Raw genomic sequence first — 15,276 nt, forward strand, 5'->3', positions numbered from 1 at the left:
GGATTCGAGTAACCGAGATACGAAAAGACTAAAAGCAGGTTCGGGGTTCGAGTAACCTAATACGAAAAGACTAAGAGCAGGTTCGGGATACGAGTAACCGAGATACGAAAAGCTTAAAAGCAGGTTCGGAATTCGATTCAGCAAAATTCTAAAAATTAAGAGCAGATGAATACAACTAAATGACGATAATGATGAAACAAATTCGAGCTATTAGCCGGACTCTTCTGATATCTGCCAGCCTTTGCGCTGCTCTGTTATCTATATCGTCATTTGCAGCATCTCAAGGTGAGCTTAAAGGCGTGTCGAGTGAAATATCTCGCCAACAAAAAAACCTATCCTCACAGCAGAAAAAACTCGATAGCCTACAAGCAAGCCTCAAGAAACAAGAGCTATCCATCGCTTCGCTTGAAAGAGCGATTCTAGACAGTAAAAAGCAGCTCAATACGGCCAATGCAAATATTGCCAACTTAGACACCAAGATTAAAGCGCTTACTGCTCAGAAAAAAATCCATACCGACAAATTAGAGCAGCTCATTCAGACTTACTACATGACTAGTCGAGCTAAGGCTTCTTCTCACATTCTCAATACCGGCGTTGAAGAAGACCGTATCAGTCATTATTACCAGCACCTTGCTAAAGCTCGCTCTGCAACAATCAACACGATTGAACAGACGCAACTTGAATTAGAAGAAAGCCACAAGCAACGTCAACTAGAGCAAGAACAGATAGCAACACTGTTAAAACAACAAACTACCAAGCGCGATACGCTAGCCAAAACCCAAACACAACGTAAGAAAACAGTTGGCAGCATCAAGAAAAACATCTCAGGTGACAAAAATTATCTGGCAGAGCTTCAGCGAAATGAAACCCGCCTTAAAGCTGAAATTGCGAAAGCAGAAAAAGCGGCTCGAGAAAGACGTAATGCAGTCCCGATGGATGGTCTAGCAAAACGTAAAGGTAAGCTACCTTGGCCGATCAAAGATAAAGTTCTACATAACTATGGTTCACGCCAAACGGGTCAAATTAACTGGAAAGGCATGGTGATCAACGCCAAGTACGGTCAGCAAGTAAAATCAGTTTATTCTGGAACGGTTGTATTCGCCGAGTATCTACGTGGTTATGGCTTAGTAGTACTGCTTGACCATGGTAAAGGCGACATGACGCTCTATGGCTTTAACCAAGCGCTTTTAAAGAAAGAAGGTGACAAAGTTAAAGCGGGTGAAGCAATCGCGCTTGCAGGTGACACTGGTGGTCAAACACGGCCATCGCTGTACTTTGAAATTCGTAGAAACAGCCAAGCTCAGAACCCGAAGAGTTGGTTAGTTAAGTAAGAGTAGATACGGGATGCGGGTAAACGAGATGCGAAGAGCAAGCACAAAGAGCGGAAAATCTCTGAACTTGTATTTATCAGGCTTCGTCATTCCAGAATTGAGGTACGAAATATCTGGAATCACGCTACTACATTGTTAGCATCGAGGATAAAGAGAGATTCCCTATCGCGCTCGTACCTCGCTGTAGGGAATGACGTTGCGGCTCATATCCCACCACTCAAATCTGCTCTTCCCCGTTCTTCGTATCTCGAATCTCGGTTACTCGCATCTGCTCTTGTAGCTCTTCGAATCCCGTATCTCGTTTACTCGTCTCTTTCTACTTAGAGTTCAACGCCCTTACACCATCTTCCAACAATGTCAGCTGTTCAAAGCCTTGAGCTGTCGCAATCGGTTTAACGGTCGCGATCATCTGCAACATTCCTTGATGGACCACTTGCTCGGTAATTTGGGCTTTTGGAGACATAGCAGACTGATACGCTAACCAACCCGATGCGATCAAGTGAAGAGAAGTGACCATCGATTTCATTTCCGTGTCCGTTGCTTTGAGCAAATCCAACTCAACAAAGGCTCTCATGATATCCACAAGGTTGGCTTGCAGCTTTTCTTGTACAGCCATGTAATCAAGGTGGAGTTTTTCATCACGTGACAATATTTCAGGTAGATTTGCATAGAAGAATCGGTACTTCCACATCAGAGTGAAGATAGAATCTAAGTAGATCTTTAGTAGCGTCAGGCTTTCTTGCTGCCCTTGAATAGGTGTGAATCTTTCAAGTAACTCTGTTGAATAGAGAGTAAAGATGTCACGGACAATTTCTTGTTTGTTGCGGAAGTGGTAGTAGAGGTTGCCAGGGCTAATCTCAATATGTTCAGCAATATGATTGGTCGTAATACTACGCTCGCCGTGCTCATTAAAAAGCTCTAGAGCAGCGTAAACAATCTTGTCACGTGTTTTCATTAGTTATTAGTATCCCTATCCGTTTAGGGGGTCAGTATATCGCCACTAAACGGATAGATCGAGCTGTTAACATCTGGTCTAATTAGCATTAGCTAAAATAGAGCCTAATCAATCACTGCCAAAGAGGTCTCGTGTGTAAACCTTATCTGCAACGTCTGCGATCTCTTCTACCATTCTGTTAGATACAATCACATCCGATACAGCTTTGAACTCTTCTAGGTCAGAATAAACCTTTGAGTTAAAGAAATGCTCTTCCTCTAACACAGGTTCGAATACGACCACTTCAATACCTTTGGCTTTTAAGCGCTTCATAATGCCTTGAATTGAAGAAGCGCGGAAGTTGTCTGAACCAGACTTCATGATCAAGCGATAGATCCCCACCACTTTAGGAGAGCGCTTGATGATTGAATCCGCAATAAAATCTTTGCGGGTACGGTTAGCATCAACAATGGCACCGACAATGTTGTTTGGTACATCTTGATAGTTAGCTAACAGCTGTTTGGTGTCTTTAGGTAAACAGTAACCACCGTAACCAAATGAAGGGTTGTTATAGTGATTACCAATGCGAGGATCTAAACCCACACCTTCGATAATCTGACGAGAATCCAAACCGTGAGCTTCTGCGTAAGAATCTAACTCATTAAAATAAGAAACACGCATCGCTAGGTAGGTATTTGAGAATAGCTTTACCGCTTCTGCTTCTGTTGAGTTAGTAAATAATACGTCGATATTCTCTTTTTCCGCACCTTCCACAAGAAGATTAGCAAACACTTTAGCGCGTTCAGAGCACTCACCAACGATAATACGTGATGGGTGAAGGTTATCGTACAGGGCTTTGCCTTCGCGTAAAAACTCTGGTGAGAACATAACGTTTTCGCAGTTAAGCTCTTGCTTAACGCGCTCAGTGTAACCAACTGGTACCGTTGATTTGATCACCATGACGGCATTGGGATTGATGCCCATGACGTCTTTAATGACCGATTCTACAGAGCTGGTATCAAAATAATTATTTTTTGGATCATAATCGGTTGGAGTAGCAATGATGACAAACTCAGCATCTTTGTAAGCCGCTTTATCTGTTGTCGCCCTGAAATTCAGCGCCTTATTTGATAGAAAGTGCTCAATCTCATTATCTACAATCGGCGACTGCTTATTATTCAGCATTGTCACTTTTTCATCGATGATATCTACCGCGACTACTTCATGATGTTGTGCTAAAAGCATTGCGTTTGATAGACCCACATACCCAGTACCGGCTACTGCAATCTTCATGATAATACCTATAGTTTTGAGTAATTAACTCAACATAATTTATAACTTAGCTTGCCGTATCATACTCTGGTTGGGGAATTATTCCACTAGCCCGCCTTATCCATTCCTTGCTATACTCGTGATAGTTTTGTATTCAAAAGAGTTAGAAAATTATGATTATCGTAACTGGTGGTGCTGGCATGATTGGCAGCAATATTGTTAAGGCGCTTAATGAAGCGGGCCACAACGATATTCTAGTCGTCGACAACTTAAAAGATGGTAAGAAATTTAAGAACCTTGTAGACCTAGACATCACTGATTACATGGATCGTGATGATTTTCTAACTCAAGTAATGGCTGGTGATGATTTTGGTCATATTGAAGCTGTTTTCCATGAAGGTGCATGCTCTGCTACCACTGAGTGGGATGGCAAATACATGATGCTCAACAACTATGAATACTCAAAAGAGCTACTTCATTACTGTGTCGAGCGTGAAATTCCCTTCCTATATGCCTCTTCCGCTGCAACATACGGTGAAACTGATACTTTCATTGAAGAGCGAGAATACGAAGGTGCCTTGAATGTCTACGGCTATTCAAAACAACAATTTGATAACTACGTTCGCCGCCTAACCGCGGATGCAGCAGCGCATAACGAAACGCTTCCACAAATCGTTGGCTTCCGTTATTTCAATGTTTATGGTCCACGCGAGCAACACAAAGGCAGCATGGCCTCTGTTGCCTTCCACCTAAACAACCAAATGAATGCTGGTGAAAACCCGAAGTTGTTCGCAGGTAGCGAAACCTTCAAGCGTGATTTTGTCTATGTGGGTGATGTCGCAGCGGTAAACCTGTGGTTCTTAGAAAACGGTGTTTCAGGTATTTTCAACCTAGGTACAGGCAACGCAGAGTCTTTTGAAGAAGTCGCAAAAGCTGTAATCAAGCACCATGGTAAAGGCGAAATCGAAACGATTCCTTTCCCTGAGCATCTGAAAGGTGCTTACCAAGAATTCACACAAGCTGACTTAACTAAGCTTCGCAATACAGGTTGCGACGTCGAGTTTAAAACAGTGGCAGATGGCGTCGCTGAGTACATGAAGCTCGTAAACGCATAGCTGTAAGCTTTATATTTCAGATTAAGACTAATAGTGCCCCTTCTTTTGGGGAGCATTGTTGGGCAATCTAGTAAACATAATCATTCCCTGAGTGACCGATATAAAGTTAACTCTCTGATTTAAATAATGTAGTGAACGAATGACCACACAACGCAATGATTTTGATCCAAAAGCTTATAATCCTAAGTTTGAATGGGGGTTTCTTGCACCTAAATACTGGGGCACTTGGATTGCTGTTCTGTTATCGTCTTTAGTCTGCTTCTTACCTAATAGCATTCGTTTAGCACTCGCTAAGTTTATGGCTAAGCAAGCTGTAAAAATCAAGAATAAGGCTAACCGTCGAGCTCGTGTGAATCTTGAAATGTGTTTCCCTGAGCAATCTGTAGAACAGCGCGAAGAAACTCTCTATCAGTCATACGTTACTTCCATCTCATTTTTGATGGGATTTGCTTCTTTAACACTAAAGAGTAAAACTTGGCTAGAAAATAACACTTCGATAAACGGCCTGAGCAACCTAACCGATATTACAGACAGTGGCGAGAATGTGATCTTGTTGGTACCACATACATGGGCTATCGATATCCCAGCGGTATTATTAGCATCACGCAATTTACCTGTGTCTGCGATGGCGAAAGCACAAAAAAACAAACTCAGTGACTGGCTAATGCACCGACAGCGCGTGCAATACGGCGGTCGTGTTTATGATCGCAGTGGTGGTATCAAACCTTTCATCAAGTCAGTACGTGATGGGTACCTTGGTTACTACCTCCCTGATGAAGATCTTGGCCGTGAGCACAGTGTCTTCGTTGACTTCTTTGCTACTCAAAAAGCAACCATTTCTGGCCTTGGTCGACTGTCTAAACTGAGCAAGGCTAAGATTGTCCCACTGTTCGCTCAATACAACAGCAAGACTGGGCAGTACACTCTGGACTTCTACCCTGCGCAGCCCTTTCCAACAGGAAGCGAGGAACAGGATGCTCGAATGATGAATCAATGCATTGAAGATTACGTGAGTAAAAAACCTGAGCAATATATGTGGATCTTAAGACTGCTTAAGACTCGTCCTGAAAGTGATGATAACCCGTATCATAGATAAATATAAATCTGAGAAATTATAGATAAGCAATTATACAACTAGAGCATTCATGCTCCACAAAGATCCTATCATGCTTATTATTACCCGATCGCTTAAGATGTAAGAGAATTACCATGACTAAAATCTTTGTCATAAATTTAGAATCTTCCACTGAGAGAAAAGACAACATTAGTCGACAGCTAGATGAACTATCTCTTCCTTTTGAGTTCTTTTCTGCGATAGATGGTCGAATTAGTCCTCCTCATCCGCTACTAAAACGTTATAACGATGATTTGAGCCAAACATACAGGGCAAAAACACTAAGCGCTGGTCAATTAGGGTGTTATGCAAGCCATTATTTATTATGGCAGAAGTGTGTCGAACTCAACCAACCAATAATCGTAATTGAAGATGATGCTCTTCTATATAAAAATGAGTTCCTTAACTTCATTCGAGATATTTGTGACATACCAGAGAATGTAGAGTGTGTGAGATTATTCAAAAATAAGCGCCGTAAATATAATTCTTACGAAGTGTTCGACGCTAAATCTACTAGTATTCATAAGTTTACTAAAGGGCATATGAGTGCAACAGCCTATTTCTTAAGACCTTCAGGAGCTAAAAAGTTCCTCGAACATTCAAAAGAGTGGTATATGGCTGTCGATATTTATATGGATCGATTCTGGCAAAACGAAGTCGAGTGCTACGGCACTGCAGTACCCTGTTTAACGAATGACCCAAAGTTTGATTCTGATATCGGGTATGAAAAACGCACAAGCACCAGAAGTTTATTCAAGAAATGTAAGCGTGAATGGTTCAATTTAAACGAAACTATCCAACGTCACCTACACAATATAAAATTCAAATACTCGAAGCGGTAATCCAATGAAAATTCTTATTGCTAGTTCCTACTATCATGCTCGAAATAGTGTACGTCCTGAAGCCGAAATGTTTATAGAAATGGTAAAGCAAGGTCATGAGGTCACAGTTCTTACCCAAGGCGACGCAGAATACGCTCAACGGTTTCAAGAAAATGGCGTAAGAGTGGTTGATGCCTACCCAAATAAAAAGATTTGCTTAAAGACTATCAAAGCTTATAAAAAAGAACTTAATAATAAAAGCTATGACATCTTTTATGCATTTAACTCCAAAACAATCCCAAACGCGGCGTTTGCGTGTATTGGCACAAAAACAAAATTAATCACATATCGCGGGACTACAGGTGGTCTGTATCGTCATGATCCTTCAGCCTATCTTACTCACCTGCACCCAAAAGTCAGCGGCGTTGTTTGTGTATCAAAAGCTGTTGCTAACGACGTCAAGAAGAGAGTTTGGTGCAATAAAGACAATGTAGTCACCATCTACAAAGGTCATGAACTAGACTGGTACACTGTTCAAGCAAATAAACCGGAAGAATTTGGCTTAGATTCCAATAAAGTCGTTGCTGTGTGCGCTGCTCATGTAAGACCCAGTAAAGGAATTGATGTTCTAATCAGAGCTACACACTTTGTAGATAATCCCGACTTCCATCTTCTTTTGGTTGGTAGTGGCTACGAACCTTATTTCGAAATGGCCAAAGAAAGCCCTATGTCGGAAAGAATACACTTCATTGGTCACAGAAAAGATGTGCCATCTATAATGGCAATGGCTGACTTTCAAATCCAGCCATCAATCAGTGGAGAAGGCCTTCCAAGAACGATAGTTGAAGCCATGGCTAATGGGACACCATCCATCGTAACGACAACTGGTGGCTCCCCAGAACTTATTGAAGAAAACGAAACTGGCTACATTGTTCCCGTAAAAAACGCCCAGTTATTAGGTGATTCTATAAACAATATGGCGAAGAATAAAGAACATTGCACGGAGATGGGACGTAAAGCAAAGATCAGACTTCAACGCTACTTTTCGTCATCAGAAACAGTAAAACAGCATATTAATTTTTTTGAAAAACTAACTAAGAAATAATTTAATACTAACAGGGCAGGAAAATGATTTAACCTGCCCTAACGATTTAGTTTTGATCTTTGATAATTTTACTTATCACTTCTTTTTGAATCTCGACTATCGCATTGAGCTGTTCCAAAGAGCTTAATTGGTAATTGATCTTGTCATTGGCTAAGACTTTAAGCTTCAATTGTAAATTTTTCATATCGTCATTAGAGGCCAGTTTGTACACAGTCACGAGTGACAGCCACTTTCTCGATGAAGATTTAAATAATTTAGCTACATTTCTCTTAAACGTATTTTCTAACAATTTACCAACGGGCATCTTATGAACACTCATAAAAGGTAAGTCGTGTAATATTAGCTCTACATCCATAGATTCAGCAAAGTCATACCACTTTTCATCGTCAAATGCCGGGGAGAAACGAACTCCTTTCCAAGGGATGCGAAGTGCGTCCGCAATAATTGCACCGTGCATGGCCTCAGTCACAACGGACTCACACTCTTGAAGAGCCAACAAAAAAGTCTCGACCGGTTGTTTTGCTGTAATGTATGTTAAACCTATCTTCTGGCAAACTTTATCCCAATCGATAAAATCTTCACTACGATGATGAGGTATAAATCCAATCTTCCCTTTTTGTATTTCCGCTTTAGGGAAGTCAACTTCACGAAGGAGATAAGCACCATCTCCAACCACCAGTTCGGGGTTTAACCCTAATTTTTTTGCCGTCCTAGGCCCTCTTACACCATAAACAGTGCACTTGTCAGATAACTTGGGGACGTTCCACTCCCATGCACCTGATGAGAAAATAATAACTTCGTCCGCACCTGAAAGAGTTTTATTTAATCGCTTCTCCGTCAAAATCGTCCCTATGCCTAAAAAATAACGAGAGCTATCTTCTACAATCAAGTCACCAAACAGTTGTGGCCACAGCCAAGGGTTAAGATCATCCCCTACATTGTAAGTATCTGACAGACAGTACTCTAATTTAAAAGCCACTGGTTAGCTCCTTTCTTTTTCGATAAGCCACAAGCCAACATATTTATTGAAATTTACTTGAGCGTAGGTCATCGCCATAATGAAACCGACACTGCCATCCATAAAGCCACGGCGAATGATATACACAAGGAAGAACGTCCATATTGCACGTAATAAAGCTAAAAATAAGCCGTGTGATTTCTTACCTTTGCGATGGTACTTTTGCGATCCAAGCCAAGCGTACTGCGCTGCTTTGTCTAAACCATGACCATAATCGCGATGGGTGTAATGAAGAAGAAATCCCTTCAGTACTCCTGTAGAGCCTTGCTCAGGAGCGACTGTCTCGTGAACCTCGTCTAACGTATATCGAGAACCTTCTCTCTTAAACAGTCTTAATACTGCGCGAGCACTGCGGCCATGTTTTAGAGTCGTGCCATAAAGAGTCACTCCCCAAGGCAGTTTGTACGCAGTATGTTTGATTTGATCTTGTTTTAATAATTCAACAAGAGCCTTGCTCATTTCTGGGTCTAAAGCTTCATCCGCATCGATTGATAACACCCAATCACATGTCGCTTTATCTAGCGCTCGTTGCTTTTGCTTACCAAAGCCCGGCCAATCTGTGATGGTCACGTTGTCTGTGTATTTTTGGCATATCTCAACGGTTGCGTCCGTTGATCCGCTGTCTAACACAATTAGCTCATCGGCAATATCAACCACAGATTTAAGGCAAGTTTCAATTCGGTCTTCTTCATTCTTGGTAATAACAATGACAGACAGGGTATGTTTTCTCATTATTCAGCCCTAGAATTTCCAATAGTTTAATGATTTACGGATTTTAAAGTTACGAATCCAATTTTTTGGCTTTTTATCCTGCCAACCGCTTTCTAGCACATCAGTAATAGCACTCAGAACTCTCGCTGAGGATTGACCGTCTAGATATGGCGTTATTGAGGGACCATAATTAGCAATAGCTTTGTCTCTTTCTTCATCCGGTCGCATAGCTTGTTGAATTGCTGATTCTAACTGCTCTGCTTGGGTAACATTGATGAAGCTCGCTTGAGGATCTCGGTTGTTTACCGTAACAACAGGCTTATTGAGCAACAAAAACTCCTGAAAGATCGATGAGTTGTCACATACCATTACATCAGCACGATGCTGCATCTCAATCACTCGATCATTATCGAAGAACAGAAGATTATCGCCTTCTAACGCTTGGTATTTTTCTCGTGTCTCTTGCTTAATTTTAGGATGCAGCGTGACTAACCATTGCCACTGGCTCAGTTTGCTTAGGCGCTTAAGCTCTTCATAAACCAATTCGGCACAGGATAAGCTTGGCGAAAAGGTAGAAGCGAATAGAATTTGCGGTCTTTCAAAATGCTTGTCACTGGTTTGGTAATTAAACAAGCTATCTAGCTTCAACCAGCCGGTCTCTTTGACTTGAAAATAGCCGCGCTGTTTAGCTAATGGTTCCAATGAGTTGGTTCTTTCATGGCCTTCTGTGCAATACAAGTCAAATAGACCACGCTCAGGATATAAGTTCCCTCGTTTACTCTCATTCAAACCGTGAAATACTTGCACCTTCAACCCCGAGATAAAAGCAGGAACGCGATCTCCTGGCACTAAAACAGCCGAAGGATTATAGGCGACAGCTTCTGTCAAAGACACACGCTGCTCATGCTCTAATAAAAGATGTTCAGAAGCATCTTCCCCAACCAGCAACCATTTAACGTCATGACCAAGTTGCTTCGCGTAGTTATAAAATGGGCGAAGAATAGCAAATGAGTAGTTTTGCTCGACATAGAGCAAGAAACGATAGGATTGATCGGTTTGAATAAGCGATGAGATAGAGTTCACCATTTCCATTTGAAAGTGTCACTAAGCATTTAATTATAACGCTCTTTACTTTCGAGATTGAAGAAAATACTCTTCTGATTACTGATTTTACCCTCTGGTGTCACTGTTCTTATGCTTATACGACTTATATACACTCTTATATTGTCATTTGCCTCTCCACTACTCCTCTATGGGCTTTATAAGAGCAAACCCGGAAAGCCAGATTTTGGTAAGCGCTGGAAAGAACATTTCGGTATCACACCACAAACTCAAGGTAAAAGCCCTATCTGGATTCATGCCGTGTCGGTGGGTGAATCTATTGCTGCGATGCCTGTCATTAAACAATTGAAGCAGCGAGATCCAAATCAAGCAATCATTGTTACCACAACGACCAGCACAGGTGCTGAGCAAATAGAAAAGCTTGGTGATTTGGTCGAGCATCGCTACATGCCGATTGATTTTTCTTGGTGTGTACGAGGCTTCTTGAAAACTGTTCAGCCTAAACAGATGCTAATCATGGAAACAGAATTATGGCCAAACACACTGCACTGCGTCGCGAAAGCTGGGATTCCTATTTCAGTACTCAACGCTCGCCTATCTGAGCGCTCGTGCCAGCGCTATGCTAAATTCCAATCCGTTTTTAACCTTCTAGCGAAAAACCTTTATCAAGTACTCTGCCAATACCCTAGTGATGCAAAACGCTTCGTAAGGCTAGGATTAGATAAAGCATCAGTGCATGTGACGGGCTCAATCAAGTTTGATATTGAAATCTCTTCTGAACAAGTAGAAAAAGGTAAAGCTTTGAGGGAGCAAGTCGGCTTTCATCGTGATGTCTGGATTGCTGCGAGCACTCACCAAGGTGAAGATGAAATTGTTTTAGATGCCCATAGGCAACTTCTTAAAGACAACCCTAGTGCGCTACTGATGATCGTGCCTCGCCACCCAGAGCGATTTAACCAAGTGTCTGAGCTAGCTCAACAGCACGACTTCAACACGATCACTCGAACGAGTCAGCAGCCAATAACGTCTGATGCTGAAGTCTATATAGCTGATACAATGGGAGAAATGTTAGTACTACTCGGCGGCGCTGATGTCTGCTTTATGGGCGGAAGTCTTGTGGGCGATAAGGTAGGTGGCCACAACCTGCTAGAGCCGGCGGCCCTTCAGTTACCTTTACTGAATGGCCCTAGCTATTTTAACTTCGGCGAGATCACTGACAAGCTACTGGAAGCCAATGCCGTGGTTATTTGTCAAGATAGCCAAGATATCGCAGGCCAACTCCAACAACTGTTCAAACAATCAGAACTGCGTAAAACTAAAGGATTAGCAGCTTATCAAGTGGTGGAACAGAACCGAGGGGCGTTGAATAAAACCTTGGAATACATTCTTAATTAATGACGATTCTTAGTTAATTACTATTATTAACTAATGGCTATTAACCTTGATAGCCTTTTAACAACGGTTCCCAATCCGACTCCTGCCATTGAATCTGGCGCTTGTTCACTTCTTTTAAGAACGAGCGCTTTAAGCGATTCAAGTTACCTTCTTTCCAGTCATCACCCGCTTGCTGGCCACACTTATCAAAATCAATAATCCACACCTTTTGTGTATCATCAAGCAGGATATTATGGATGTTGAGATCAGTGTGATTGACCCCAGCATTGTGCATTTTGCGTATCTCCTGGCCAATTTTTTGATAAATATCAGCCTCTATTGGATCAGAAACCAAGACATCAACCAGATCTTTGGCATTGGGGATTCGTTCAGACATTAAGTCCGCTCGATAAAGTAGTCCGCTTTTCGTCGCCCGAGCGGCAATAGGCTTAGGTACATTCACACCTGCATTAGCTAATACATTAAGAACATTAAGCTCCATCGCGCAGCGCGTACTTTCCCAATCAGAGAAACGATATTGGTCTTCAACGAGTTTGCCAAATAGCCCACCACGGCGATAGTGACGCAACGCAGCTTGCATTCCATCAAGTTGAATAAACCATGTGGTGCCGCGCCCTTGAGCACTCCCTGAAATAGCCTCATGTTGCTGCCAGTATTCAGCCTCAAAGATTTGAGTGATATCGTCCTCTGGTACCTGAGTCAGAAGTACAGGGTCATACCAAATTGTTTGGTTCTTGGTGCTAATCGTTTCCATCTATGAGGCCTTTGGGTCGCTTTTCGTCATTGCTATTTTACAACTAATGCGAGTATCTGCATAATTCTGATGTTATTCACTTTTTTCGGGCACTTTATGTCACTGTTCTCAACTGCACCTCAATCTCTTTGCATACTTCGCCTCTCCGCGATTGGCGATGTTTGTCATGCTATTTCTGTGGTTCAAGCCATCCAGAAGCAGTGGCCTGAAACGAAAATCACCTGGATAACGGGCAAAATAGAAGCCATGCTGATCGGCGATCTGCCCGGTATTGAGGTGATTGTTTTCGATAAGAAACAAGGCTTCAAAGGAATGCGTGAATTATGGCGTCAGCTATCTGATCGTAAATTTGATGCACTTCTGCATATGCAAGCCGCACTCAGAGCCAGCGTGCTATCTTGGGGGATAAAGGCGAAGTGCAAAGTGGGATTTGGCAAAAACCGTACTCGTGAAATGCAGTCACTCTTTACCAACCACCATCTACCGATTTCAGATAAGTTTCATGTGTTGGATAACTTTGCCGAATTTGCTCGCTACATCGGTGTGCCCTTCGATAAGCCTCAATGGGATATCCATTTAACACCTGAAGATGAACAACTAGCAATTAGCACCATGGCAGACAAGCCGACCTTAGTTATCTCCCCTGCAGCAAGCAAAGATTCACGTAACTGGTTGACTGATCGATATGCCGCTATTGCCGATTATGCAGTAAAAAAAGGTATGCAAGTGGTACTGTGTGGTTCTCCAGCTCCACGAGAAGTGAACCTTGGTAAAGATATCGAGGCGCTATGCCAGTCTCCTGTCATCAACTTGATTGGCAAAACGAACTTGAAGCAACTGACTGCCGTACTGAAACATGCAACGGTTGTATTGGCACCTGATACTGGCCCAGCCCACTTGGCAACCACACAATCCACGCCTGTCATCGGGTTATACGCACACAGTGACCCACGAAGAACTGGGCCCTATAACGACCTTGATATTGTGGTCAGCGTTTATCAGCAGCACGTAGAGGCGCAACAAGGGAAACCGGTTCAAGACCTTCCATGGGGAACTCGAGCAAAAGGCGATGATTTAATGAAAGACATCACGCTCGATATGGTAAAGCAGCAACTCGACAAAGCTTTAAACTCTATTAAAACACCAAGCAAGGACAGCTAATATGACCACACACGTTATCTACCCAGGCACTTTCGATCCGGTAACCAATGGTCACCTCGATATTATCGTCCGTGCCTCAAGCATGTTTGATCATATCACCGTTGGGGTGGCCGCGAGCCCAAGTAAAAAGACCATGTTTGAGTTAGATGAACGAGTTGAGTTACTGCGTGATGCGGTGTCTCACTTGCCTAACGTATCTGTTGAAGGCTTTTCGGGGTTACTGGTCGACTTTGCTAAACAGCAGCAAGCCAATGTGTTGGTGCGAGGCCTGAGAACAACAATGGATTTCGAGTACGAGTTTGGTCTCACCAGCATGTATCGGAAGTTATTGCCGGGGCTTGAAAGTGTGTTTTTAACCCCTTCGGAAGAATATGCCTTCCTTTCTTCGACAATAGTTCGAGAAGTGGCTATTCATGGTGGGGACATTAGTCAGTTTGTACCACAAAAAGTGGCAGCCGAGATAAAGCTGAAGACAACTAAGTAATTATCTTTATCTAGAGTGAAAAATTCGTACTTTCAACGCACCTTAAGTAATCATATTTCAGAGCTGTTTATTAACAGATATAACCAAGCTAGTATTGCAGTAGTAATGCTAGCTCAACATTTTGACGTCCATCACATCCAAAATGAACATCCATTACAAAATGTCATGCGAGTGGTAACATAATTACCTACATACAAATACATCAATATAGTTTATGAAATCATACTGTATCACTTTAAATGGTAGTAATAACAGACAAGAGTTAACATCGAATGTACTGAAAAATATTCAAATTGATTTTGAGTTTTTTATTGGTGTAGATGCAAGAGTTGATGAACATCCTTTACTCACAAGAATTAAAGAAAGAAAATTTTTGTACAATATGGGTAGGCCTCATATTATCGGTGAAGTTGGATGCTATGCAAGTCATTACCTTATATGGCAAAAGTGTATTGAGCTCAATGAACCTATTTTAGTCTTCGAAGATCATGTCAATATTGACGAAAATATATTTCGCAATACGCTAGCCATCGCAGAGCAGCATATTGATAAATGTGGTTTCATTCGCTTACAAGACAGTAAAAACAAACTACATTACTCTGTTGATGAATATAAAAACCAAAAGCTTGTAAAGTACTTGAAAGTTCCTCAAGGAACCGCTTGCTACGCGATATCTCCCAAAGCTGCACAAGCTTTCATCGAACATAGTTCCACTTTCAATTATCCTGTCGATGTATTCTTACGGAATACTTGGGTTCATAAACAACCCATGTTTGGTGTTTCATCTGCGGGATTACAGCGTAGTAAGCAGCCGTCAATTATTCGTGAAGGCAAAGGCAAAGGCAAGAAACACTATTCAGTTGCTTTAATGAAAGTTATTAACAAAATAAAGAGCATGACGCTCAACTTAGCAACTAATTTTTATCACCTCTTAGTTTTAGGTAAAGGGTATAGACCAAAACTATAGAAGCTAAGCACTAACGCTCTTCAAATAAGAAA

15 protein-coding genes are annotated in these 15,276 nt (G+C 41.9%); 9 read left to right on the top strand and 6 right to left on the bottom strand.

Translation table 11 applies throughout. The features are described 5' to 3' along the window. Nucleotides 1–179 precede the first annotated feature (179 nt). Entirely contained in the window at nucleotides 180–1,331 is a 1,152-nt protein-coding gene (locus tag MSG36_RS16215; RefSeq protein ID WP_248368808.1) for a peptidoglycan DD-metalloendopeptidase family protein, read from the top strand. 316 nt (nucleotides 1,332–1,647) lie between these two features. On the opposite strand, the gene MSG36_RS16220 is transcribed toward MSG36_RS16215, so the two are convergent. Continuing rightward, entirely contained in the window at nucleotides 1,648–2,286 is a 639-nt protein-coding gene (locus MSG36_RS16220) for a TetR/AcrR family transcriptional regulator (RefSeq protein WP_248368809.1), read from the bottom strand. Between the two features lie 108 nt (nucleotides 2,287–2,394). Then, entirely contained in the window at nucleotides 2,395–3,558 is a 1,164-nt protein-coding gene (locus MSG36_RS16225; protein ID WP_248368810.1) for a nucleotide sugar dehydrogenase, read from the bottom strand. A gap of 152 nt (nucleotides 3,559–3,710) precedes the next feature. On the opposite strand from MSG36_RS16225, the gene rfaD reads away from it, so the two are divergent. From rfaD to MSG36_RS16245, 4 genes are all read left to right on the top strand, one after another. Then, complete coding sequence (rfaD, locus tag MSG36_RS16230; RefSeq protein ID WP_248368811.1) at nucleotides 3,711–4,652, top strand: ADP-glyceromanno-heptose 6-epimerase; 942 nt, start codon at nucleotides 3,711–3,713, stop codon at nucleotides 4,650–4,652. A gap of 139 nt (nucleotides 4,653–4,791) precedes the next feature. Then, the gene (lpxM, locus tag MSG36_RS16235; RefSeq protein WP_248368812.1) at nucleotides 4,792–5,748 is read left to right on the top strand and encodes a lauroyl-Kdo(2)-lipid IV(A) myristoyltransferase; all 957 of its coding nucleotides are present in this window, start codon (nucleotides 4,792–4,794) and stop codon (nucleotides 5,746–5,748) included. A 113-nt stretch (nucleotides 5,749–5,861) separates the two neighbouring features. Then, nucleotides 5,862–6,608 carry a glycosyltransferase family 25 protein gene (locus tag MSG36_RS16240; RefSeq protein WP_248368813.1) on the top strand — a complete coding sequence of 249 codons (747 nt, stop codon included), beginning with the start codon at nucleotides 5,862–5,864 and terminating at the stop codon, nucleotides 6,606–6,608. Nucleotides 6,609–6,612: 4 nt separating this feature from the next. Beyond that, nucleotides 6,613–7,692, top strand: coding sequence for a glycosyltransferase family 4 protein (locus MSG36_RS16245; protein ID WP_248368814.1), 1,080 nt, complete (start codon nucleotides 6,613–6,615; stop codon nucleotides 7,690–7,692). A 46-nt stretch (nucleotides 7,693–7,738) separates the two neighbouring features. Here the strand turns inward: MSG36_RS16245 and MSG36_RS16250 are convergent, their stop codons facing one another. From MSG36_RS16250 to MSG36_RS16260, 3 genes are read right to left on the bottom strand one after another with little or no spacing between them, the layout of a single operon-like run. Then, a complete protein-coding gene (locus MSG36_RS16250; protein ID WP_248368815.1) occupies nucleotides 7,739–8,671 on the bottom strand; it encodes a polysaccharide pyruvyl transferase family protein in 933 nt (310 codons plus the stop codon). 3 nt (nucleotides 8,672–8,674) lie between these two features. Continuing rightward, nucleotides 8,675–9,442, bottom strand: coding sequence for a glycosyltransferase family 2 protein (locus MSG36_RS16255; RefSeq protein WP_248368816.1), 768 nt, complete (start codon nucleotides 9,440–9,442; stop codon nucleotides 8,675–8,677). 9 nt (nucleotides 9,443–9,451) lie between these two features. Then, complete coding sequence (locus MSG36_RS16260) at nucleotides 9,452–10,483, bottom strand: UDP-N-acetylglucosamine 2-epimerase (RefSeq protein WP_116870588.1); 1,032 nt, start codon at nucleotides 10,481–10,483, stop codon at nucleotides 9,452–9,454. A gap of 132 nt (nucleotides 10,484–10,615) precedes the next feature. Here MSG36_RS16260 and waaA point away from each other — a divergent pair, with 132 nt between their 5' ends. Beyond that, on the top strand, nucleotides 10,616–11,878 hold the full coding sequence (gene waaA, locus MSG36_RS16265; protein ID WP_248368817.1) for a lipid IV(A) 3-deoxy-D-manno-octulosonic acid transferase: 1,263 nt from the start codon (nucleotides 10,616–10,618) through the stop codon (nucleotides 11,876–11,878). A 40-nt stretch (nucleotides 11,879–11,918) separates the two neighbouring features. Here the strand turns inward: waaA and MSG36_RS16270 are convergent, their stop codons facing one another. After that, nucleotides 11,919–12,632 (bottom strand): 3-deoxy-D-manno-octulosonic acid kinase, encoded by a 714-nt coding sequence (locus MSG36_RS16270; protein WP_248368818.1) that lies wholly within the window; start codon nucleotides 12,630–12,632, stop codon nucleotides 11,919–11,921. Between the two features lie 96 nt (nucleotides 12,633–12,728). Here MSG36_RS16270 and MSG36_RS16275 point away from each other — a divergent pair, with 96 nt between their 5' ends. From MSG36_RS16275 to MSG36_RS16285, 3 genes are all read left to right on the top strand, one after another. Then, nucleotides 12,729–13,793 carry a glycosyltransferase family 9 protein gene (locus MSG36_RS16275; protein WP_248368819.1) on the top strand — a complete coding sequence of 355 codons (1,065 nt, stop codon included), beginning with the start codon at nucleotides 12,729–12,731 and terminating at the stop codon, nucleotides 13,791–13,793. A gap of 1 nt (nucleotide 13,794) precedes the next feature. Beyond that, nucleotides 13,795–14,277 (top strand): pantetheine-phosphate adenylyltransferase, encoded by a 483-nt coding sequence (gene coaD / locus MSG36_RS16280; RefSeq protein WP_248368820.1) that lies wholly within the window; start codon nucleotides 13,795–13,797, stop codon nucleotides 14,275–14,277. A 214-nt stretch (nucleotides 14,278–14,491) separates the two neighbouring features. Further along, nucleotides 14,492–15,244, top strand: coding sequence for a glycosyltransferase family 25 protein (locus tag MSG36_RS16285; RefSeq protein ID WP_248368821.1), 753 nt, complete (start codon nucleotides 14,492–14,494; stop codon nucleotides 15,242–15,244). The last annotated feature ends 32 nt before the right edge of the window (nucleotides 15,245–15,276 follow it).

This window comes from Vibrio sp. 1CM8B (genome assembly GCF_023161685.1).
GTDB classification, from domain to species: domain Bacteria; phylum Pseudomonadota; class Gammaproteobacteria; order Enterobacterales; family Vibrionaceae; genus Vibrio; species Vibrio coralliirubri.